A 24301-nucleotide genomic window follows, 5' to 3' on the forward strand; every position below is an offset into this window, starting at 1 on the left:
AGCCGCAGTAGTAAACAATAACAGGAACTCGTGTAATCATGGCCAGACAATCAAACATTTACAGCATCAATTTCACCGGCGGCATCATTTCCCCCGGTTATCTGCAGGAAGTGCTGAACATAGCTACGGCAGCACAGGTCACACAGGTACGATTTGGCCTGCGGCAGCAACTCTATGTAGAGGTACAGAACAAACACTGCAAACAATTTGAAAATGCCTGCCGGGAGGAACATATCATTCTTTCCCAAACACCAAATATCAGCAGTTCTTATGCGGCAACTGACCTTTTTATTCCGGACTCCTGGCTCAAGGAAGGTATCTATAAAGATATCTTCGATCTGTTTGAGACACCTCCCAAACTGAAGATCAATATCTGCGACAGCCAGCAGACCTTTGTACCTTTCTTCACCGGGCATATTAACTGGATCGCATCTGCTCACGCACATTACTGGTACCTGTATATCCGCATGCCGGGTCAGCAATCCACTTACTGCTGGCCAGAACTGATCTATACCAATAGTATTCCGCAGGTGAGCAGGTTCCTGGAAGAACATATGACGCACATTCCGGAAAAGCTTTGTGATTACATTGGCAGGCCAAAGGATAAAGAGCTGGAACCACCGGTCTTCCATCTCCCCTACTACGAAGGATTCAACAAATACAATAATCAATACTGGCTGGGCATCTACCGCCGGGATGAGGAATTCTCCGTTGCCTTTCTCAAAGACCTTTGCTCCATATGCCTGGAAACCGGCGTAGGACAGCTTTATGCCACCTCCTGGAAATCCATTATTATTCGGGATATTGATCCTGTACACCGGCGGCTCTGGGATTATGCTTTAGGGAAACATGGCATCAATGTGCGGCACGCAGCCAATGAACTGAACTGGCAGATCGCGGATAACTGTGAGGACAGCCTCATTCTGAAAAGACATATCATCCGGCACTTCGATACAGCGGACGTACGTACCTACGGGCTTTGCTTCAGCATCCGCATGCAACCGGGAAATAGTCATTTCGGGGCTATTGTGATCCGCAGGCAGGAAAATAAATACAATAGCAAGCTGAAATACATGCAGCGGTTCGACATCCTCTATACCCCGGATTTCAACCCCAATTCCAGCACCCTGGTACCTTACCGGGAGAATGTCACCAAAGAACATCTTGGACCTTATATCGTATCTTTGTGTAAACACTATTACGAAAAAGGCAGTGAATGGGATGTATTACAGCAGTACGTGGCGGAGCAACAATCAGCTCCTATAAACAACCTGCCAGAAAAATCAGTACTACAGTGCCCCTGTTGCCTTAGTATTTATGAGGAAGGACAGGGAGAACAATGTTACATTTGCGAAACAGAGATCAGCGAATTTAAGGAAGTACCATTCAGTACATTAATTCAAACTACTTAACATGAAGATCAGGATAAGAGGAAATAGTATCCGTTACCGCCTTGACAAAGCAGATATAGACGCACTAAAAGAGCATGGCAAAGTGGAAGAAGAAACACACATCGGTGCTACTAGCCTTCATTTCTGTGTGCGTACCGGCGATAAGTATAAAGTTAAACTGGAAGGTAGCGGTGTGCATATGAGCATCCTTGCTGAAAAGGCGAAGGAATGGATAGATACAGACCTCGTAGGCATCCAATTTGAACAGCAGAACCCGGATAACAGTGTGTTAAAGATATTGATCGAAAAGGATTTTAAGTGTTTGACTGAGCGGGAGGAAGATGACAGTAATGCATTTGAGAACCCATTATCGAAACATGAATGCTAAAAGAAACTTAAAAAATCCCCCGATAAAAAAAGCCGCCCTTTACCAGGGCGGCTTTTTTGTGATCTCCTACTCAAACAAGCTCTTGTCAATCGCCGGGATCAGCTTTAATGCGTTCTTATAATACACCTTCTTCAGGATATCATCCGGCAGGTTCATGCCGTACATCCGCCAGAAAGCATGGTACTTTTTGTGATAAGGAAAGTATTCATCCGCCGTTTCCAGCACGCGGAAATAAGTAGTATACTCTTCCGGCTCCCAGGAATCTTTGCCAAACAGGATCCTGTCCTGGTACTTTTCGAAGAACTGCCTTGCTGCTTTAGGCTGCCTGCCTAACTCTGCTATCACAGCCCCGAATTCCACATACATATGCGGGATCTCGTCCATTAGTTTGCCCAGTTTACCCAGGTCATTTGCATACCAGCCAAAGTGTGCATTGATGAACTTAGTGCCCGGATGTTTTTTGAACATGCGGTGTTCTTCTTCAATGATCGTTTCCCAGGGAACAGGATTATCCGGCCCTCTTTTACGGCCGGGATGGGTCACTATTTCCAGCCAGCGTTCATTGTCTTTATCTACAGGGTCCCAGAAGGGTTTGGGATCAGCTGCATGGATCAGCACCGGTATCTTTAATGCGCCCGCTTTATCCCAGATGGCATCCAGGCGCGGATCATCTACAGCTACGCGTTTACCTGTATTATCTTTAACGCTCAGCCCCAGGCTTTTGAAGATCTTCAGACCATTAGCGCCATTGCGTACATCTTCTTCCAGTTGTTTCACTGCTTTCTCCGTCCACCCGGGTTCACCTATTCCGCCAAAACTGATATTGGCAAATATGATGAAGCGTTTGGGTGCATTTGCTTTCACATTATCCGTCTGCCGTTTCAGGCCGGCGCCATTACCACCGCTAAGGTTTATCATCACTTTCATGTTCAATGCATCCATATCTTTCAGTATCCCGCGCAGATCTCCCGAGCCCAGGCCATTCTGGTGATTATGTATATCAATGAAAGGGAATTTAGCTTTGGTGAGTTTATGTTCCGGCACTACGAGCGTAGACTTCGGCTCATATTCCTCGAAGCCCATGGATGATCTTTCCTGGGCACATAGTATGCCCGCGTAGGGCATCAGGGTACAGATTAGGGTATAGAATTTCCACATAACGTATAAGATAGTAAACTAATAAATATTTAACTCCTGCTAAATGATGAACGGCAATCAGCTAAAGGGTCTTCAGCGCATTTTTGTATATTTTAATGATGGTATCAGATACACCCTGTTCCTTGGCTAGTTTGATAGCCGTTTCCATGGTACTCACTGCTTCTTTTTTCATCCCTACTTTTGCGTACAACTGAGAGAGTGTGGTATAATATGCATAGTTATAAACATCCAGGTCTACTGCTCTCGCGGCCCATACACAGGCCTTCCGATGATCCTGCACGATCAGCGCATAATTCAGGAAATGGCTGGCTGTTTTATTCAAAACACTGGCAACATATCTTGAATAATAGGTGCGGGAGCTTTCCTTCAGATAAGAGAAATCCTCTACCTGGGTGCTATCCTGTTCACCGGATGTATAAGGCCGCATGATCTCCTCAAACAGTTGCTGATCTCTGAGCCGGAATCCCTCTTCTCTTATACGGCAGATACTATCCAAAAAAGCAGGAGCCCTTTCAATCATCCTATGGCTTTGCTTCGTAGCGATATAATATTCATTACGGTAAAGAAAAACAAGATAGGGATACCTCGGCAGTGGATTTTCCAATTTATTGCTGTAAGCATCGGCCGCCCTGAAAAGGTCATCATCCGGCGATGCAGTGGCCTTTATGATGGAATTGATGATCACGCTGCCCAGTCTTAATGAAAGGTCCGGTATGATGCTCCTGTAAGAAGATTGGTTAGCCATAATATGTTTAAATGCAGGAGATAATACTGTTGTAAGTGATCTGAGGAGAATACCCGCTGTAACAGAATCTTTTAATTCCGCGGGACTTAGCTGGCTAAAAAAATGATCGCGCACCATATCGATGGTATCCGCCGACATTTCAAAAAGGATCAGCCTGTTCAGGTATTCTCCTACGAACTCTTTATCATTTTTCCGGCTGGGATAAGATGCCCGCCATGCCGGCATTGTCTGCTTTGCCTCTTGGATGTATAAGGCGGTATCTGCCAGAGAGATGAACCACATCGGATCTTCCCTGTATCCACTGCTTCTGAACACCACGGCACCATCCCCATTTAAGTAGAGAAAAGTAGGATAAACATCTATCCGGTACCTGTTGTCAAAAAACTCCCCTTCCCTCCAGTCTCCGTCTACCCGGTAATTGATAAACTGGTTATTGTATTTATCTCCCACCAGCTTTAGGGGAAAGATCTCCTCTTTCATCTTTTGACTGGATTCACTCCACTCTGCGTATACATTTACAAAGATCAGTTTGTTGCTTTTCCTGGCTTCCTCCATTGCTTTCAGCCAGCTGCCTTTAAAAAAACGCAGCCCTTCTTTCTGTGCAAGAACAGGAAGTGTAAAGAAGAAAAATAAACAGCACGTTAGGATCTTAATTTTTGTCATGCTAAGCTTTTTTATGTTTAGCGTTACAGCTCCTGCAAAGCTCTTTTATATATGGCAATCACTAATGGCGATGCTCTCTGCTCCTGCGCCATTGTGATAGCAGACTGCATGGTAGTGATCGCTTCACGTTTCATGCCTGCTTTTGCATATAACCTTGATAACACCGGGTAAAACTTATAGTTACTATTGTCCAGTTCCACCGCTTTTTCTGCCCAGATGCAGGCTTTCCGGAGATCTGTTCTGTTCCTGGTATTCTGGAGATAAATATCCGCTGTTACCATTAAAGCATGTGCAACATATTTTGAATAAACCGTACGCCAACTCTCCTTTTCCCGGCCAAAGTTCCATACCATGACGCTATCTTTTTCCCCGGAAATATAGGGATACATCAGTTCCTCAAATTGCTGCCGGTCTTTGCTAAGGATCTCTTCGTCCTTCATCTGGCAAACACGGTCCAGGAAAACCGGCGCTCTTTCTATCACCCGTTTCACCTGCTTCTTCTTTACATAATACTGGTTCGTAAACATGAAAACCGAAAAAGGATACCTCAGGGAAGGGTTCTCCAGCTTTTTACTGGCAACAAGGGCGTCCCAGAAAAGGGGATCATCATTTACGTCGATGGCTTTCGCAAGCGAATTGAGTATTACATTTCCCAGTAACTTAGGAAACTCTTCAACAATGTTATTATAAAAGGGCTGATGGGAAATGAAGTATTCAAATACAGAAGACTGTACGGTGGCAGGCGAATTTAAGAGGAAATAAGCAGTGGCTGAATCTTTTAATTCCATTGGTTTTAACAGGCTGAAATATTGATCCAGCACTTTGCCGGCAGAATCCTGCTGGATCCCAAGGGGCCTCAGCTGTTTAAGATATTCTACCAGGAAAACCTTATCCTGCTTCCTTTTTTCATAGGTGGCCCGCCCGAAGATCTCCACCTTCCCCTCTTCATGCCTGCGTAAAACAGTATCTGCCAGGATAAGGAAGCGCTTAATGTTACTGGTGAATCCATAGGCCTTATAAACAAGATCACCATCCCCATTGATAAAGAGGTAGGTAGGATTTCCTCTCACCTGGAACTCCTCCCCAATAGAACGGCCTGTTCTACCTTCCATATCCATCCGGTAATTGATAAAGTGCTGGTTGTATTTATCTCCCAACTCCTTCAGCGGGAAAACCTCATTCTCTAATCTTTCGCTGATAGTACTAAAGTACAAACGGGCATGTACAAAGATCAGTTTCCTGCTTTGCTTAGCTTCCGCCAGTGCTTTGTCCCAGCTACCTTTGAAAAAACGGATCCCTTCTTTCTGTGCAAACGCAGGAAGTGTAAATAAAACGAACAAACAACAGCTTACAATTTTAACTTTTGTCATGCTAAGCCTTTTTAGCGGGTGCACTCATCCGCCAGATACAGGATCGATTCATAGTTCTTTCCTACCGCATCGGACAGGGCCATCTCACAGGTTTTAGCGGTAGAATAGTATCCTTCATAGTGATGCTTCTTCACTTCATTTGCTTCCGGCGCTGTGGCCGCAGCGGTTAACTCAGGGAAGAGGAATCCCCTGTCCCCGGCCATACCACAGCATCCTGCAGTAACAGGCACATCTACATTATTAGCATAATGTTTTGCAATATTTACCAGTTTGCCGGTTAACTTCATCTTCTGCAAAGTACAAACCGGGTGCAATACAACATTATCTTTTTTATGAATGGTGGTGGATGATTGCAGTACATGATCATGCAGGTAATCAATACTGTCAATGATCATCATCTTATCATAACGTTCCCTGTTCTCCTGTGTAAGTACTCCCCTGCTATGCTGGATCGTTTGTGAGCAGGAGCTTACATCCAGCACTACAGGATAAGCGCCGTGGTTGGTCCATTCCCATAATTTACTGATGGTATTATTTGCCGTATGCTGGTAAGCCTGGCTGAAACCTTTGGAAGAGAACAGCTGCCCGCAGCAGGTGGATTGGATATCATCCGGGATCAGCACATTGATCTGTGCTTTCGCCGATACGCTCATGAAGGTATCCACAAGGTTCTTCTTATCATCCATGGCACCTCCCATTACCCGGGAGATACAGGTAGGAAAATACACTACGGTGGCCTGCCCGCCGTTATTGGCACTCTTAGCCTTAAAGGAAGCAGCCTGCAACTGGTTGCTCCACAAAGGAAAAGCGGGGATGATCTTTTTAATGCCACTGGTTAGGTTACGCATGGCATTTTTACCGAACACGCCGTTAATGGCATTTCCTGTTTTCAATGCAAAAGATACCAGCTGCGTGGTGGTCCTGAAATTCTTTGCAATACGCAGCGCCACATTATTGGCGAACGAAGTGTGATTTTCTCTTCTTAATCTTTTTACCAGGTCGCCGGTATTGATGTCCACCGGGCAAACCGTAGCGCATAAACCATCTACGGCACAGGTTTCCAGGCCATCGTACTGGTATTCCTTTATCAGTTCGGCATATTCTTTTTTCTTATCGCTTTCTTTCAGCAGCGCTAATTCCCTTCTCACTACAATACGCCTGCGGGGTGTAAGGGTAATGTCCCTGCTGGGGCATTTATGTTCGCAATAACCACATTCAATACATTTATCCACCTCCTGCTCTACCACCGGCAGTGGCTTCAGATTTTTGATATGCAGGTTCTTATCATCGCTGATGATTACCCCCGGGTTCAGTAAGTTCTGCGGATCGATCACTGCTTTCAGCTGCTTCATCACCTCATAGGCTTCCCCGCCCCACTCCGTTTCAACAAAAGGGGCCATGTTCCTGCCGGTCCCATGTTCTGCCTTTAAAGTACCGTCGTACTTTTCTACCACCAATACCACTACATCTCTCAGGAACCGGTCGTACCGCTCAATCTCTGCCTGTGTATTGAAGGACTGTGTTACCACGAAGTGGATGTTCCCATCTTTGGCATGCCCGAAGATGATGGCATTATCATAACCATGCTGCACAAAAAGTGCCTGCAGATCAAGGATAGCGCTACCCAGTTGCGCTACCGGAAAAGCAATATCTTCCAGCACCACGGTTGTGCCGCTGGCCCTTACAGCACCTACCGCAGGGAACATGCCTTTGCGGAGTTTCCATAAGAACTGCTGCTCATACGGGTCTTCTGTAAACCTTGGTGGTTCCAGCAAAGAAAAGTTCGTGAGGGAAAGACCGTTTAATTTCTCCTGCAATACAGTGGTGCTATCTGCTCCAAATTCCACCAGCAAGGCAGCAGCAGTTTCCGGCAGTGTTTTCAATTGTTCAGGAACACCCACCACCTGTTCTATGGAACGCAGGGATGCCCTGTCCATTAATTCCACAGCCTCTGCACCTGATAAAGTGAGCGAGGGAATAGCCTGGCAGGCAGCATAAATATCCGGGAAATATAAAAATGCGGTGGATTTATAAGGATAGTCAGGCACTGTTTGCATCACTGCTTCCGCAATAAAGCCCAGTGTACCTTCTGCTCCGATCAAAAGATGTGCAAGTATATCCAGCGGGTGTGTATAATCGATCAATGCATTCAGGGAATAACCCACCGTGTTCTTGGTTTCGTATTTCTGGCGGATCCTCAGCTGCAGATCAGCATTCCCGGTTATCTGTGCACGGAGGGTTTTGATAGCCTGGAAAATGGCGCTGCACTCTTTTTCAAACCGTGCATAATCTTCCGGTATGGCAGTGTTGAACACTTTTCCATCCGGCAGTATAAAGCGGATATATTTTGTGGTATGATAGGAATTCAGCTTCACGCCGCAACACATACCACTGGAATTATTGGAAAGGATCCCGCCGATCATGGCAGAATCAATGCTGGAAGGGTCTGGCCCTATCTTCCGCTTGAACTTCTTCAGGCGGGCATTCACCATTCCTCCTGTTATACCCGGTTGCACCCTTACCTGGTTCCCCTCCTCTTCGATAGATAAACTGTTCCAATATTTGCTCAGGTCTACCAGGATACCATCTGTAATGGACTGTCCGGATAAACTGGTACCGCCTGTGCGAAAAGTGAGCGGGATTTTATGCTGATGGGAAAAATGAAATAAGGCGATGATCTCTTTTTCATTCAGTGGCTGCACCACCGCTTTAGGCCGCAGGTAATAAAACCCTGCATCTGAGGCATAGGAAACGAGATCTATCAATCGTGTTTTAATCCTGTCCTTTGGTAAGATCGCTTCTAATAACTTCCCTGTTTCCATTTATGATTCCAACTATTTGCCCTACTAAAGTAGAGAATTCTCCCCATTTTCGGTATCTTTGGAGGAGCACCCCTCTCCTGTTGATATTATTTTAACACCCTTCACATAGGCTTCACATTCGGTTCTCCTTCGGTTCACGTTCGGTTATCCTTCGGTTAGGCATTTAGGGTAATTTAGTATCTATTTACAGCATTTGGCCAATATCCCCACCACATTCGCTAATTCCCGGTCATTCAGGGACGCAAAACCGAACCTTAAGGCATTACCCGGCTTACCCTGGTAATGATAATGCATTCCGGGAGACATCCTTAGACCAAGGTCCAAAGCCTTTTCCGCCACCTCCTGTACAGGCAGGTGTTCCGGGAATTTCAGCCAGAGGGCCAGGCCGCCGGAGGGAGGAGTAAATTGCAACCGGTTGTCCAACTTATCCATAAGGAGCTTACAGAGCAGGTCCCGCCTTTCGTGATAAATCTTTTTGGCCTTTTTGAGATGCCGCTCAATAGCTCCGCTTTGCAGCATAGCCGCCAGGGCCTCTTCTGAAAGGTTATCTCCCCGCAGGTCCATTAACCTGCGCAAATGGCCCGCTTCTGCAATAAAACGGGCCGGCGCTACCAGGAACCCTATCCTCAGGGATAAACCCAGGGATTTCGTGAGGGAGCCGATATACATCACATTGCCGCCATGGTCTGCACTGGCCAATGGCAAGATCGGAGCCGAACTATAATGAAAATCATAATCGTAATCATCTTCTATCACGGCCAGTTTATAGGTACGGATGATCTCCAGCAGCTTCATCCTCCTTTCCGCACTCAACGTTACGGTAGTAGGATGGTGATGATGTGGCACCACGTATAACATCCGGATCTTTTTGGTACGGCAGAGCTTTTCCACGGCATCCACATCTATGCCTTCATTATCCACCGGCACCCTGATAATATTAGCACCCAGCTGTTCAAAACAGAGATCAGCGAAGATATAGTTGGGGCTGCCGGTGATCACATGATCGCCTTTCCTGATCAGCATAGCCGCCGCCGTGTAAATAGCCATCTGCGCTCCCCGGCTGACCATGATATTATCCGGGGAAATATTCAGGCCACGGGTATTGGTGAGGAACTTCGTCATTTCCTTCCGCAGCGTATCACTTCCATCCATAAGTAATTTGGTGTAGCGTGGGCTCTGCACAATAGAACGGCATTCCTTTGTCCATTCGGTTAAAGGCGCCAGCCTTACATCCGGGAAACCATCATTGATCGTATAGCGGATCCCTATGGCAGGAGGCAACATCTCCAGTTTTGGTACAGCATTAAAGGAAAAAGAAGGGCCCTGTGCATAGGCAACAGCAGTAGTTTTAAAAGAACGCGGTTTGATAACGGGCAGGTTCGCAGCTACCATCATCCCTTTGCGCGCCATGGATATTATCCAGTCCTGGCTGGCCAGTTCCTCGTAAGCAGCCACCACGGTCTGCCGGTGCAAGCCTAATTGCGCTGCCATTACCCGGCTCCCCGGAAGGAAAGCCCCCGGCTGTAAAACCCCTTCCTGGATCAGCCCTATGAAACGGTTAGCGATCTGCTGGTAGATAGGGTATTTCGATTTCTTATCTACCTGTATGAGTGTTTTAAATGGAAGCATCTGGACCAGTTAACGATTAGTAATTGGACCACTAAGATAGTCCATACCCCGCGTACTTTTACATCATGAAAAAAGACTTCTTTAACGACAACCTGGAAAACAAAGCAGTGATACTGCATCCGGAAGAAGGTGAGACCTTTCACATGAACGGCGTAACGCTCACCTTTAAAGTAACCAGCGAAATATCCAATGATCAGCTGGGTGTATATGATATTGTACTGGCTCCGGGCGCTATTGGAGCCAAGCTGCACTATCATCGTTTCATGGATGAAACCTTCATTGTTACCCATGGTGTGATAACAATGCAAACACAGGATGGTGAAGTGGAAGCGAAAGCAGGAACTGTAGTATACATTCCGCGTTTTACGCCGCATGGTTTTTCCAATAATTCAACAGAGGAAGCAAAACTGGTATTGCTGTTCAACCCTGCACAAAGCAGGGAAGATTTCTTCAGGGGTCTGAAGGAAACTTTAACTGAGCAGCCGATAGACCCGGCAAAGTATTTAAAGCTGTATAACAAGTACGATAGCTTCCCGGTGGACACAAACAATATGCTGCCGGTGAGATAGGTTTTATTTCTCCAGGATAGCAGTAATGCCCAGGCCGCCTGCGGCGCAGATGGAAATAAATCCTTTACCGCTTCCTTTCTGATGCAGCAGTTTAGCCATGGTGGCAAGGATACGGCCACCAGTGGCGGCAAAGGGATGGCCTGCGGGAATACTGCTGCCTGTAACGTTGAGCTTGCTGCGGTCTATAGCACCGAGGTTCTTGTTCAGCCCGAACTGTGCTGTTAGTTCGGGGCTCTCCCAGATCTTGAGGGTAGCTAATACCTGGGCGGTAAAGGCTTCGTGGATCTCGTAAAAATCAAAGTCCTGCAATTGCATGTTCGCTTTCTGCAGCATGCGGGTGGAGGCATAAATGGGTGCGAGCAAAAGGTTATGCCTGTTCTGCTGATATTCAAGGGCAGCCACTTCGGCGAAAGTAATATAAGCAAGAACGGGCAGCCCATACTGCGCGGCCCATTCCTCACTGGCCAGCAGCACACAGGAAGCGCCGTCTGTTAAAGGCGAGGAGTTGCCTGCTGTGAGGGAACCGTTCACTTTATCAAAAGCGGGTTTCAGTTTAGCGAGCTTTTCCATGCTGGAATCTGTACGCAGGTTATTATCTCTTTGTAATCCTTTATAGGGGGTGATCATGTCTTCAAAGAAACCACGTCCGTAAGCTTCCGCCATTTTGCGGTGACTTTCCAATGCAAATGCATCCTGGTCTTCGCGGGCGATCTGGTAATATTTGGCGGTGATCTCTGTATGCTCTCCCATGGACAGGCCTGTTGGCGCTTCGCGGTTCATGGGTGCTACGGGAGTGAGGTCTTTGAACCTGATCTTCAGGAATTGTTTCAGCCTGTCTCCCGTGGTTTTGGCCCTGCGGGCGGCCAGTAAGATCTTGCGTAATTTTTCTCCCAGTACAAGAGGCACATCACTGGAAGAATCCACGCCTCCTGCTATGCCCGCTTCTATCTGGCCCAATGATATTTTATTTGCGATGTAAATGGCGGCTTCAATACCGGTATCGCAGGCCTGCTGAATATCACAGGCTGGTGTGCCGGGATGCAGTGAAGTGTTGAGTGTGCATTCCCGCATCAGGTTAATTTCCCAGCTATGCCTGATCACGGCGCCTCCTGCTACTTCACCAAGCAGTTGCCCTTCCAGTTTATAACGGGCAATGAGACCATTCAGGGCGGCGGTCATCATGTCTTTATTACTGGCATCCGCATAGAAGGTATTCTGGCGGGCAAAGGGGATACGGTTATATCCTACAATAGCTACTTTCCGGGATTGAAGATTATTCAGCATACTTAAAATAACGGAAAAAGGCTGATAAAGTTTATCAGCCTTTCCGTTCATATGGGCATAATTCAGTGTTAATTTCCTGCCCGCCGCAGTTCATCTGCGGTACCTGTTTGCCGGTCCCTGGCAGCTTCCACTTTTGTGTTACCAAAACGGTAACTGAAAGCAACGTTTACTGTTCTGTTCTGCCAGCGGTTATTCACGTTCAGGTATACGTTGTTATATTCAGCGGTTCCCCTGAAACGGTTGGAAGCAAACACATCTCCTATATTTATTTTAATGTTGCCTTTCTTTTGCAGGATATCCTTCTGCACGCCCATGTTCACAGCTCCCTGTGCCCTTGATTTGAAGATCCCGTATACGGTAGGTGCATTGTACCATGCTCCTACTTCAATTTTAATATTGTTGGGCAGCGTAAAGATATTGGTGGTATTGAAATTACAGGACAGCTGTTCCGTACTGAAATTCTTTGTAGGATCAGGATCGTTGATCTTGTATTTATTGTAGAAGAAAGAAAGATTGTTAGTAGAGTTCCACCATTTGGTAACATCAAAAGGCAGTGTAAGGTCCAGTGAATAATTATCCTGTGTACCCAGGTTCCTGTTGGTACTGATGGTTATCCTGGTTTCATCATCTACGATCAGCCACTCATCCCAGATATCATTTGTGCGGCTGTAACTTAATGCCGCGATATACTTCTGTTTGAACATATAAGACAACTCTGTATTATGGGTATACTCCGGTGTGAGGTAAGAGTTACCCCGGAAGAAAGTATACCTGTCCAGGAAGAACATAAAGGGATTCAGCTGACCATACCCGGGGCGGTTAATACGTTTGGAATAGGCCAGGGATAATTTATTGTTATCATTAAACTTATGATCGATGGAAGCATTCGGGAAGAAATCCAGGTAGGTCCTTTCCGTTCTTGTCTTTAACGAAATAGAATTCCCATCTGCCGTAGTTTGCTCCAACCTTAGCCCCAATACAAAGTCTGTTTTCTTTAATTGCTTTTTGTAGATAAGGTAACCGGCCAGGATCTTTTCTTTATAAACAAACTGATCGTATTGCGAGGGTACGGGTACAAAAGCCCCATTGAGTAAAGAATCATACCGCATAAAGTTCTCCGTATCTACAAAGCTGGCTTTCACACCTGCTTCCACTTTATTGGTCTTATTCAGCACTTTCACAAAATCTGCCTTGATACTTTTGATGATGATATCCGTATAGGGCGTAGTGTTAATAGAACTACGCTGGCTGACAGTACCGGTATGTGCGGATATGGTACTGTCAGCCAGCAGCGTTTTCATGTTATTGCCAAAATCAGCATAGTCCGCATCTACTGTAAATTCGGACCCGCTGGTATCCAGCTTCAATTTATAGTTAAGGTTGTAAGCAGTGTTCTTAAAGCGGTTATTTCCCCATACGCCGGTATAGAGCGTGGAATCCGTTTGCCCTCCTTTGTTGGCGATCTGCGTGGCACTGGGCGCATCTCTCCAGAAAGCGTTACTGTAAGCATTCACCATTACACCGATCGTTTGTTTATCCGTTATCGTATAATCGATGCCGGCTTTCAGGGAACGGTTGAGGAACTCTCCTTTCTGGAAAACATCCTGCCGGAACTGCATTGGAATGCTACCACCCGTAGTACGATGCAATTCCCGGGTATTAAAGAACTGCCGGTCTCCCCAATTGATGTTACCAAAAACATTCAGCTTTTTTGTTCTCCAGTTCAGGCTAAGCCCTGTATTATAGAAAAGGTACCTGCCACCGCCGAAGCTGGCATTTACGGTACCGTTCAATCCTGTCAGCTGGCCTTTTTTTGTTTTAATGTTAATGATCCCGGAGGAGCCTGCGGCATCATACTTGGCACTGGGGCTGGTGATGATCTCTATCTGGGAAATACTTTCCGCAGGCATGCTCTTCAACAGATCTGCCAATGCTTCATTGGTGAGATAAGTTAGTTTACCATCCAGCATTACCGTTACTCCCTGTTTACCCCTCAGCTGCAGGTTATCATCTTTATCTACTGTTACACCGGGAGCCCTGCGGAGAACATCCATGGCTGTATTGCCTGCTGCTACTGCGCTGCTTTCTACATTGAGGATGGTTTTACCTTCACTTCTTTCTATAAAAGGTTTCTGCCCGGTAACATTAACTGTCTGTAAATTCTTGGGGGCGGTAGCAAGCACTAAAGTTTTGAGATCTATTTGCTGATGAGTGGCATCAACATTAAATACACTGCTTTTTTTTGCAGTGAAACCCAATTGGGAAACTTCCAGGTAATAAGCCCCTGCGGGTATCTTTTCAAAGAAACATTTACCATTATCATCACTCATCTGGCCTTTTAAGAGAGAACTATCTGCAGCTTTGCGGACTCCTACACTGGCATATGGCAAGGGGTTTCCGGCGGCATCGGCGATCTTTACGCTGATACTTCCGGCATGAGTTTGGGCGAACATCGGAGCGCCTGTAAGGAACAGGATCACTATCAGGAAGAGCTTTTTCATTGCAACCTTTTAGCTTTATTAAAGTTCGGGTTAAGTACGGAACTATTGAAATTGATTTTGAACTGGAAAACTATATACGACCAGGGAACAAACGATTGCGCCGCTCGCCCTTAAAAAGACGAACGGCGCTTACAAAAGTTGCATATCGGGGGAGAAAATGATGTGATGTTATGATAAACGGATAGATTCAAGGATGGCCTGTGAGAATTCACTTTCCAAGGCATTGCATTTATCCGGGCACCTGTTCTTATCCGTGATCACAAATTGCCCTTCACTGTTTATCTGCATATGGAAGCGGACCCTTTTTGGCCCGTAGTTGAAATAAACCTGGTATAACTGCTGGTCTTTAGCGTTCATCGGATTGAACTCGAACGCTACCTGGTGTTGCTCTATGCTAAATACTTTGCTAAACTTTACGATCTTAATGGCCATTTATCCGCTGTCTAATCTATGAAAATGAGGGCGCAAGGTGCAATAATTTATGGAAGGAAAAAAGTTTTATCCTTCCGCTTCCACCACTTCCTTCAATTTCTTCAACACGGCAGACCAGTTCCCGTCTGAATGTTCCTTTTCTTTTTCTGAAGCAATATTATCCTGCGAAAGTGTGACCACTGTTTTACCTTCTTCCTCTACCAGCCTGAATGTGACCAGGTTGTAATTCTCCGGTTTATCTTCCTTCGCCCCACTTAAAAAAGTGCTTTGAAATATTTTACCGGGTTCCATTTTCCGGATCACCCCTTTGTCTTTATAAGACTTGCCTTCAAATTCTCCTTCATAAGTGATCTCACTGCCTTCTTTAAAGTCAGAGGTCACTTTGGTACCGAACAGGTATTGCTTAATGCTTTGGGGGTCTGTAATGGCTTTCCATACCCTGGCAGCAGAAGCTTTAATACTTACAGATGTTTCCGATATGAGATTCCCTTTCATGGTTGTAATTTTTAGTACAGTTCCTGTACGCCAAATCACATGCCATTACTATTGCTGTTTATACAAAAGCACTAAAGCCGGTAATAGCACGGCCTACGATCAGGGAATTAATTTCCTTGGTGCCTTCATAGGAATAGATTGCTTCTGCATCTGCCACAAAACGGGCCACATTATGGTCCAGCAGGATGCCGTTGCCGCCCATCACTTCCCTTGCCTTACTCACAATGTCCCGCGTGCGCAACGAACAGAACACTTTTGCCAGGGACGCATGCTCATCTTTCAACATACCCTGGTCCTGCAATTCAGATAAGCGGAACACCAGGGATTGCATGGCTGTTAAATTGGACAACATTTCCACGAGGTGGTTCTGGATCAGTTGAAAAGAAGCGATAGGTTTACCAAACTGTTTACGTTTACGTGTATAATCCAGTGCATTTTCATAAGCGCCGCGTGCACAGCCAACTGCCATCCAGGCCACCCCGGCACGGGTCATCTGCAGAACCTTTGCGGTGTCTTTGAAAGAATTGGCATTTTGCAGGCGGTCTTTCTCCTCCACTACACAATCCTTCATAGTAATGAGAGCATTCTGCACAATCCGCAGCGCCATCTTTCCTTTGATCTTTTCGGCCACAAAACCCGGCGTGCCTTTTCTCACGAGGAATCCTTTCACCTGGTTATCATCAACGTCCCTGGCCCATATCACTGTTACATCCGCAAACGTGGCATTACCGATCCATTTCTTTTGCCCGTTGAGCACCCAGCCATCTGCTGTTCTTTTAGCAGTGGTGGTAAGTCCTCCCGCCGCACCGGAACCAACTTCCGGCTCTGTGAGGCCAAATGCACCAACGGCTTGCATCTTATGCATCTTAGGCAGCCATTCCTGTTTCTGTTCCTCTGATCCGCAGATATAAATAGAACCCATGGCAAGCCCGCTATGCACGCCGAAGAAAGTGGCAATGGAAGCATCCACCCGCCCCATTTCCATGGCAATCACCCCTTCCATCAGGAAAGACTTGCCAGGGCAATCATAGCCCTGGTATGTTACTCCGCATAAACCCAGGTCCGCAAACTTGGGGATCACTTCAAAAGGGAAATCATCATGCAGCCAGAAGTTATTGACGATGGGTTGTATTTCGCGTTCCATGAATTCCCGCACCTTAAGCTGTATGGCACGGTCTTCTTCGTTCAGGCGCAGATGCAATTCATAAAAATCACCATTGATCGGCGGCAGCTCTTTCTTCTTTCCACCACCACCATCTAACATATGCATCAGGCCCTTCAATTGATTATCATCCAGCCTGGAAAAACCGTCCATTACCTTTTGCAGGTCTACTTTCTGCGATAACTTTCCCAGCTTATCGAAATCAATTGCCTTGAACAGATTATAAGCATTCTTAATTTTGGAGAATGTACCAGCCATAAGAGATATATTTAATCATGAACATCAAAACTAATATTATTCTTATATTTAGGGTAATATTTAACCGCGATCCCACATTACCCCAAACATGAAAATCAATAAGGTCCTCATCAGAGGGGAACTGCAGCCAAGAGTGCCCGGCGCACCCACCACAGTTTCCACATATAGTACAAAGAGCACAGGTGAATTGTTGGAATTAGCCATCCATGCGGATGTTACATTGGAGTTTATACTGGAAGACAAAACTGCCTGGCGTTGTGGCCAGGATGAGCTGGACCTCCTGTTTCCACTGGTAGTATCAGACCCTTTTGAAATACCGGCACTGATAGAACCTTATGGGATCAAGGTAGACAGCCCTGTTCAATTTATACACATTCATCAAAATGGAAGTGACGACTCCCGGGGGCTGAACCTCAAAGGCCGCCAGGCGGGTACAGCTGCCGCTATGGCTACTGTGCGGCATCCCCTGCAGGTAAGCATTATGCAGGGAGACCTCAGGTTTGCCAGTTATCCTTTGCTGGCAGGGCACTTCCTCGGAGATAGCATCCTTTACGCGGAAAGTGAAATAGATAAAGCACTGAAAGGTGCGTTGCGGGAGAAACATAACCTTGGCATCTATCCCGGTGAAATCGGCACAACGGAGATCATCATCAGCCCTCAAACCACTTTTGCAGGCGCTATTATCGTAGGGCTGGGGAAACCGGAAACCCTTACCTCTTTTCAACTGGCCAATACCGTGGAAAGAGGGATTGCCAAATACCTGATAGACCTGAAACGTGATCTGTATAATCCCGGCGATAATTACGACGGCCCCGTTGGCATCTCTTCACTGATCATTGGTTGCGGATACGGCGGGCTGAGTGTGGAAAATGCTATCAGTGGCATTATACTGGGCATCCAGTATGCCAATGAAAAGATCCATAAGCTCTTTTCCGGCAATGCAAAACTGATAGAACAGCTGGAATTCATTGAACTGTACGAAGACCGTGCCGTGAGCTGCCTTTATTCCATCAGTAAACTGGAAGAGGATGTAACCAACTCTTACAATATCAGTATCGAAAAAGAAAAGAAAAGGATCGGTATGCTGCCCGGAAGCAGGCAGCGGATCATTGAAAAAACAGGAGAAGGCTGGTGGAGCAGGATAACCGTTACCCAGTCCCAGGATGCCAACACGCGTTTCAAATCCCTTGTTTTCAATGCCTCCACCGGCTCCGCGCGGGAAGAGCAAAGTAATCTCTTTAGCAGTACACAGGTGCTGGACCAACTGATAGAAGATATCTCCACAAACAATAAATGGACGCCGGCACTCGCACAAACCGTATTTGAGCTGCTGATCCCGAATGCTTTTAAAGAGCAGTTGAAGCGGCAGGGAAATATCAACTGGATCCTTGACCAGGATACGGCGGCTTATCCCTGGGAGCTATTACAGGATACCACTTCTCCCAGCGCAAAACCGCTATGCATCAATTCCGGTATGATCCGCCAGATGGTCACCAATAATTTCAGGAACAGGGTACAAAGCGTAGCAGCCAATAATGCGTTGGTGATAGGTGATCCCAAGCTCTTCGGTTTTCTCCCGCAATTACCGGGAGCCATTAAAGAAGGAAAGATAGTAGAGCAGATCCTGCATGATCATAACTTTGGCGTAAGCACTATCATCAACGGCAGCGCCACCGCCATCACAGAAGCACTATTCGGCAATGTGTACAAGATCATACACCTGGCCGGGCATGGTTCTTACAACCCTGAAAAGCCAGGTGAAACCGGCATGGTGATCGGCAAGGACATCTTCCTTACCTCCGGAGAGATTGCCCAGATGAGTTCTGTGCCGGAGTTTGTGTTTGTGAACTGCTGTTCCCTGGGCAGAACACAGGGCATGGATAACAGGTATTACCAGCAGCGATATAAATTTGCTGCCAATATTGGCACACAGCTGATACAGAATGGTGTAAAAGCGGTGATTGCCGCAGGATGGGCTGTAAGCGATGCCGCGGCACTGGCCTTTACGGAAGCATTCTACAAACTGATGTTTAACGGGGAAACTTTTGGTGAAGCCGTAAAGAAAGCACGGAGCAAGATCTATGAAGAGTTCAGCGATACCAATACCTGGGGAGCCTACCAATGTTATGGCGATCCGTTCTACCGCTTCAATAACAGGAGCTGGTCCGCGCAAAGCCAGCGCAGTTATATGATCTCACAGGAAGCGGAAATAGATCTTTCCAACCTCCGCAACCAGCTGGAAATGGGTACCGCAAAAGATGAAAGCTTTCTGCAGCAATTAGCTGAAATATCCGCAGCAGTAGACAGCGCCGGCATCCGTACCGCCAGGATCACGGAAAAGGAAGCGCTGATCTATGCAGACCTTTTCCGGTATGAAGATGCCAGCGAGAAATTCCAGGCATTGCTGCAGGTGGAAGACGCTTCTTTCTCTTTTTCGGTGATGGAAAAATACCTGAGCGTACGTTCTAAAATGTGTTATGAACGCCGTGCCAATTTCACTGCAGACATATTACTGCAGGAGATCGGCTACATCGACTCACAATTGACCATACTCCTGGGCCTCGGACCTACCGCAGAGCGTTACAGCCTGGTGGGCAGCAATTACAAACGAAAGGCCATGCTGCACGAAGACCCTGCAGAGAAAATAAAAGCCTGCCAGGCAGCAGCCTACTATTATCAGAAAGCCTGCGGTATAGAAGGTAATACCACACTGGCCTATGCCTATACGAACTGGATAGAGCTGGAAGCTATTGTGAATGTAGCCGCAGCAAGAACATGGGGCACAACCGTGCAGTTTAATGAAGAAAGTTATAACCTTCCTTCAACAGACATATTGCAGGACGTACTCAGGAAGCTCATCAGTACACCCGGCCGTAAATTTGATTACTGGCAGATGATCAACAATGCCAATGTACATTGCTGCAACTGGATCCTGGATGCCTGCAGGGACAAACAGTTCAGCACCCATGATGCCGTATTCAAAAGCTACAACGATGTATGGAAAAAAGCAGAGTCCAAGGGTAAAAAGATGGTGGTGATCAACCACCTTGAATTCCTCACGAATATACTCAGCAGTGCAGGCATTGCCCAGGCAGAGGAAGTAGATAAGCTGCGGGTAAGATTAGCAGAGTTAGTCTGATTTTTTTACCTTCGCTCCGTATGAAAGTTTGCATTGCCGAAAAACCAAGTGTGGCAAAAGACATAGCGGAAGTGCTGGGAGCGAAACAGCGCAGGGATGGCTTCTATGAAGGCAATGGATACCAGGTCACCTGGACCTTCGGACACTTCTGCACCCTCAAAGAGCCACACGACTACTATGAACAATGGCGTTTCTGGCGCCTGGAGGACCTTCCCATGATCCCCTCCGGCTTTGGCATCAAACTGATTGAAAACAGTGGCGTACAAAGGCAATTCAAGATCATAGAGCAATTAGTACAGGAAAGCGAAGAAGTGATCAACTGCGGGGATGCCGGCCAGGAGGGAGAACTCATACAACGCTGGGTATTGCTGAAGGCAAAATGCGCCGTACCCGTTAAAAGGCTCTGGATCTCCTCCCTTACGGAAGAAGCCATACGGGAAGGTTTTCAGAAATTAAAAGAAGCCGAACAATACAATAACTTATATGCTGCAGGCAGCGCCCGTGCTATAGGAGACTGGCTGCTGGGCATGAACGCCACCCGCCTTTTCACCAAAAAGTTTGCACAAGGGAAGGTAGTACTGTCAATCGGCAGGGTACAAACACCTACCCTCGCTATGATCGTACAGCGGCAAAAAGAGATCAATGCCTTTGTATCTGAAGAATACTGGGAACTAAAGACCATTTACCGCGAAACGGAATTCACGGCAGCTATTGACCGTCTCAAAAATATAGACAAGGCTAACAAAGGGCTCGAGTACCTGAAACAACATCCCTTTGAGATCACCTCCTTTGAACGGAAGGAAGGAAAAGAAGGGAATCCCCGTTTATTTGACCTTACCGCCCTGCAGGTAGAAGCCAATAAGAAGTATGCTTACTCTGCGGACGATACACTCAAACACGTGCAAAGTCTCTATGAAAAGAAACTGGTCACCTACCCAAGGGTAGATACCACTTACCTTTCTGAAGACCTGCATCCAAAGATTGCCGGCATTATGGAAGACCTCACGCCCTACAAAGCGCTGATCGCTCCCATCCTGGCTAATCCCATTCCCAAGCTCAAATCTGTATTCGACGATAAGAAAGTAACCGATCACCATGCCATTATTCCCACCGGCATGTATCCTGAAGGTCTTCACCTGGATGAAAAACGGATCTACGACCTCATAGCCCGCCGTTTTATTGCGGCATTCTACCCGGAGTGTAAGATCGCCAATACAACGGTGTTGGGGAAAGTAGGCCAGGTGCCCTTTAAAGCAACCGGTAAACAGATCCTTGAACCAGGCTGGAAAGAAGTATATGCCAATGATGTAACAGAAAAGAAAGAAGGAGAAGAAGAGGAAGAAAAGATCCTGCCTGTTTTTGTAGCCGGCGAAAGCGGGCCACATCAGCCTAAAGTACATAAAGGGAAAACCACGCCTCCCAAACCTTATACGGAAGCTACCTTATTACGTGCCATGGAAACAGCGGGCAAACAGGTAGAAGATGAAGAAATGCGCGAGCTGCTGAAGGATAATGGTATCGGCCGGCCTTCTACCCGCGCCAATATCATTGAAACACTCTTCAGAAGGAAATATATAGAGAAGAAGAAAAAGAACATCTTCGCTACTCAGACCGGCATGGACCTTATTGATACCATTCAATCGGAACTCCTGAAAAGCCCGGAACTAACGGGTACCTGGGAACGCAAATTACGCCTGATAGAAAAAGGGGAATATGCAATGGAAACCTTCAAGCAGGAGCTGATAGAGATGGTAACAGACCTCACACGGGAAGTAAAAACGAGTTCCTACAAAGTGATCACCATAGCCCCTGATGCTCCTCCCCCGCCGGAACCAAAACCCAAAGCAGCGGTGGTGATAGAAGAGTTGAAATGCCCAAAATGCAAAACACATACCGTGAAGAAAGGGAATACTGCTTACGGCTGCAGCAACTACAGCGTTTGCGGATTCAAGTTACCCTTTGAAGTATTGGGCAAAAAGCTCACAGACAAACAGATCACAGACCTGCTCAACAAAGGAAAGACCGGTAAGATCAAAGGCCTGAAAGTACCCGGCAGCGATACGGAGAAAGAAGCCAGGCTGGTGTTCAACGCAGACTTTAACCTCGGGATGGAATAACCTCTTCTTCTTCTACATCCGTTAGCTGGTATTTTATAGCATGCGGCAATGGCTGGATGGGATGACCATTGGCATTTGCCCATACATTCGCAAAAGCGGCACCATAGTAAAAGATCAGGGAAGTATAGAATACAAAGAGCAGTAAAAGCACGGTAGAAGCAGAAGCGCCGTAAATAGTATTGATATTGCTGTACGTCAGCAACCAATGAAGTACCAGTTTCCCCGCATTAAACAATACACTTGTTACCAGTGCTCCGGTAAATAAGATCTTCCACCGGGGCCGCCCGTCCGGCAACAGGTAGAACACTAATGCAAACCAGAGTGTAACAGTGAGGATGGAAACAAGATAACGCAATACACTCTCATAGAAGATCATCAGCTCCGGCAAACCCTTTTCAATATAATGGCCCAGGAAAGCCTGTGCCGCATCTGCCAGGATACCTATTACAAAGAGTACGGCAGTGAACAGGATCACCAGCACACCTTTTAAGCGGGATATCATGATCAGTTTGAAATTCCCTTTAGCGATCGGCCGCAGTCTCCAGATCTGGTTCACAGAGCTGGTCATCACTTTCAGCAAAGTAGTGGCTACGAATAACAGGAAGATAAAACCGCCAATAGCGATCAGCCAGCTTTGCGCAATGCCACGAAAAGCCCGGAGGGTATGTATTACGTCCTGGGTGGTTTCGTCCCCGATGATGGCCCTCAGTTCATCAAAAAGCTGTCGGCTGATCAACCTTGGCTCAAAGATGAGCCTTAACATCTGGATAATGATCACCAGGATGGCCGGCAGGGCAAAAGTGGTGAAAAAAGCAGTGGCACCGGCCATGCGCAATGGGTCATTGGCAGACAGCTCGTTGAAGGCATCTTTAAATGACAGGAAGAATACCTGCCAGCGTTTTAAATGTTCCCGCTTGCTTTTCATCATTTTATAAAGATAATGCAATCACACTGCAGCCGAAGGACATAAATTCACATAACCACCACATTTATACCCTTCCACATTACATATTGAATCCGCAGCACGTTGCATATTGGTCATTTTAACCTTTAAAAGAGACAAACAATGCTGCTTACCAATCATCCAGGCCCAGCCAGGTTATCATTCGGCGTATCCGCCAAAATTAAGAACCAGGTTAACACATCCTCTCAAATACCAGACCACTATAAGCAATATGAGCTATCCTTCGGAGAAGCCGAATTCACGGAAGGGCCTTTTGGCTGCTATTTCACACAGGTGTTCTCCGAGCCGGACTGGACCATTGGCTGGATGAACTTTTTTATCAACAAACAGGTAACATTTAACCCGGTGGCGGATACGCCCATGGCTATGCTCTATTGCAGCCTCCAGGGGAACATACCGGCAAAACTGCATGGCCGGCCGGGACTCTTCAGCCTTCAACACAGAAAGTTTGGGTTCTATTATGTTCCGCCCAAACTTTTGAACAAAGCCATCTTTAAACCGGGGCACTATAAGAGTATCTATTTTTCTTTCTCAGCAGCCCAGTTATCCAAATTCGTCTCCCAACATCCACAGTTTGTACAGTTGCAGGAAAGCCTGCTGCAACAGGCAGCAAATGGAGAACAGTTCCAGGTATTTGAGTTTAACAGCAAAGCATTGCAGATAGTGAACGAGATAAAGGAGTGCAGGCTGGAAGGAGCCGCTGTTCATATCTTTCTGCAGTCGAGGATCAATGAACTGCTGCTTATCTACTTTAACCTGCTGAGTAAGCCGCTCAAAGATATTATCATCCCATACGAAATGGCTATCAGGGAAGCCACTGTTTATATAGGCGAACATTATTCTTTTGACATTTCTATTCCCAAGCTGGCCCGTAAAGCGGGTATGAACATCAATTCCTTTACCACCCGTTTCCGGAAGATCATTGGTACAACGCCGGCTGAATATATCCAACGGACAAGGATCCAGGAGGCTGAGCACCTGCTGCTGCATAGCGATCTTTCCGTGGAGGAGATCGGGGCACAGGTAGGGTTTACCAGCAGAACGTATTTTTCCCGGGTGTTTAAGAAGCACCATGCTTTATCGCCCGTGCAATATAAATATAAATGGGAAGTGAGTACAGCAAAGGGTTTCCCGCTTAATTAGGGTGCAGATGTTTGAAATAATGCACATAATAAAATGAAATAGTGAACGTGATTGAGAAATATTTGGGGCAA

17 protein-coding genes are annotated in these 24301 nt (G+C 46.5%); 6 read left to right on the forward strand and 11 right to left on the reverse strand.

The features are described from left to right. Positions 1-38: 38 nt before the first annotated feature. Both BUR42_RS12965 and BUR42_RS12970 read left to right on the forward strand, forming a co-directional pair. A complete protein-coding gene (locus BUR42_RS12965) occupies positions 39-1412 on the forward strand; it encodes a rubredoxin (RefSeq protein ID WP_074239636.1) in 1374 nt (457 codons plus the stop codon). A gap of 1 nt (position 1413) precedes the next feature. Then, positions 1414-1779: a DUF7009 family protein gene (locus BUR42_RS12970; RefSeq protein WP_074239637.1), complete on the forward strand. Its 366-nt coding sequence runs from the start codon at positions 1414-1416 to the stop codon at positions 1777-1779. A 66-nt stretch (positions 1780-1845) separates the two neighbouring features. On the opposite strand, the gene BUR42_RS12975 is transcribed toward BUR42_RS12970, so the two are convergent. The 5 genes from BUR42_RS12975 to pdxR all read right to left on the reverse strand — a co-directional run bounded on the left by BUR42_RS12975 (position 1846) and on the right by pdxR (position 10166). After that, positions 1846-2904, reverse strand: coding sequence for an amidohydrolase family protein (locus tag BUR42_RS12975; protein ID WP_234979668.1), 1059 nt, complete (start codon positions 2902-2904; stop codon positions 1846-1848). Between the two features lie 94 nt (positions 2905-2998). Further along, a complete protein-coding gene (locus BUR42_RS12980; RefSeq protein WP_074239639.1) occupies positions 2999-4345 on the reverse strand; it encodes a thioredoxin family protein in 1347 nt (448 codons plus the stop codon). 23 nt (positions 4346-4368) lie between these two features. After that, positions 4369-5715 (reverse strand): hypothetical protein, encoded by a 1347-nt coding sequence (locus tag BUR42_RS12985; protein ID WP_143197436.1) that lies wholly within the window; start codon positions 5713-5715, stop codon positions 4369-4371. A gap of 11 nt (positions 5716-5726) precedes the next feature. Further along, positions 5727-8537: an FAD-binding and (Fe-S)-binding domain-containing protein gene (locus BUR42_RS12990; RefSeq protein WP_074239641.1), complete on the reverse strand. Its 2811-nt coding sequence runs from the start codon at positions 8535-8537 to the stop codon at positions 5727-5729. A gap of 180 nt (positions 8538-8717) precedes the next feature. Further along, on the reverse strand, positions 8718-10166 hold the full coding sequence (gene pdxR, locus BUR42_RS12995; RefSeq protein ID WP_074239642.1) for a MocR-like pyridoxine biosynthesis transcription factor PdxR: 1449 nt from the start codon (positions 10164-10166) through the stop codon (positions 8718-8720). Positions 10167-10231: 65 nt separating this feature from the next. On the opposite strand from pdxR, the gene BUR42_RS13000 reads away from it, so the two are divergent. Then, a complete protein-coding gene (locus tag BUR42_RS13000; RefSeq protein ID WP_074239643.1) occupies positions 10232-10735 on the forward strand; it encodes a cupin domain-containing protein in 504 nt (167 codons plus the stop codon). A 3-nt stretch (positions 10736-10738) separates the two neighbouring features. On the opposite strand, the gene BUR42_RS13005 is transcribed toward BUR42_RS13000, so the two are convergent. The 5 genes from BUR42_RS13005 to BUR42_RS13025 all read right to left on the reverse strand — a co-directional run bounded on the left by BUR42_RS13005 (position 10739) and on the right by BUR42_RS13025 (position 16867). Continuing rightward, positions 10739-12070, reverse strand: a complete 1332-nt coding sequence (locus BUR42_RS13005) for an acetyl-CoA C-acetyltransferase (RefSeq protein ID WP_234979669.1) — start codon at positions 12068-12070, stop codon at positions 10739-10741. A 17-nt stretch (positions 12071-12087) separates the two neighbouring features. Next, positions 12088-14520, reverse strand: a complete 2433-nt coding sequence (locus BUR42_RS13010; protein ID WP_074239644.1) for an outer membrane beta-barrel protein — start codon at positions 14518-14520, stop codon at positions 12088-12090. 168 nt (positions 14521-14688) lie between these two features. Continuing rightward, complete coding sequence (locus tag BUR42_RS13015) at positions 14689-14952, reverse strand: hypothetical protein (protein WP_074239645.1); 264 nt, start codon at positions 14950-14952, stop codon at positions 14689-14691. Positions 14953-15018: 66 nt separating this feature from the next. Continuing rightward, positions 15019-15447, reverse strand: coding sequence for an SRPBCC family protein (locus tag BUR42_RS13020; RefSeq protein ID WP_074239646.1), 429 nt, complete (start codon positions 15445-15447; stop codon positions 15019-15021). Between the two features lie 58 nt (positions 15448-15505). Beyond that, on the reverse strand, positions 15506-16867 hold the full coding sequence (locus tag BUR42_RS13025) for an acyl-CoA dehydrogenase family protein (RefSeq protein WP_074239647.1): 1362 nt from the start codon (positions 16865-16867) through the stop codon (positions 15506-15508). A gap of 88 nt (positions 16868-16955) precedes the next feature. Here BUR42_RS13025 and BUR42_RS13030 point away from each other — a divergent pair, with 88 nt between their 5' ends. Next, on the forward strand, positions 16956-20006 hold the full coding sequence (locus tag BUR42_RS13030) for a CHAT domain-containing protein (RefSeq protein ID WP_074239648.1): 3051 nt from the start codon (positions 16956-16958) through the stop codon (positions 20004-20006). Positions 20007-20026: 20 nt separating this feature from the next. After that, a complete protein-coding gene (locus tag BUR42_RS13035; RefSeq protein WP_074239649.1) occupies positions 20027-22123 on the forward strand; it encodes a type IA DNA topoisomerase in 2097 nt (698 codons plus the stop codon). On the opposite strand, the gene BUR42_RS13040 is transcribed toward BUR42_RS13035, so the two are convergent. After that, the gene (locus BUR42_RS13040; protein ID WP_074239650.1) at positions 22104-23051 is read right to left on the reverse strand and encodes a YihY/virulence factor BrkB family protein; all 948 of its coding nucleotides are present in this window, start codon (positions 23049-23051) and stop codon (positions 22104-22106) included. The two genes, BUR42_RS13035 and BUR42_RS13040, sit on opposite strands and share 20 nt — an antisense overlap. A gap of 138 nt (positions 23052-23189) precedes the next feature. On the opposite strand from BUR42_RS13040, the gene BUR42_RS13045 reads away from it, so the two are divergent. Next, positions 23190-24230, forward strand: a complete 1041-nt coding sequence (locus BUR42_RS13045) for an AraC family transcriptional regulator (protein ID WP_074239651.1) — start codon at positions 23190-23192, stop codon at positions 24228-24230. Positions 24231-24301 lie beyond the last annotated feature (71 nt).

The sequence above is a fragment of the Chitinophaga niabensis genome (assembly GCF_900129465.1).
Classification (GTDB): Bacteria; Bacteroidota; Bacteroidia; order Chitinophagales; family Chitinophagaceae; genus Chitinophaga; species Chitinophaga niabensis.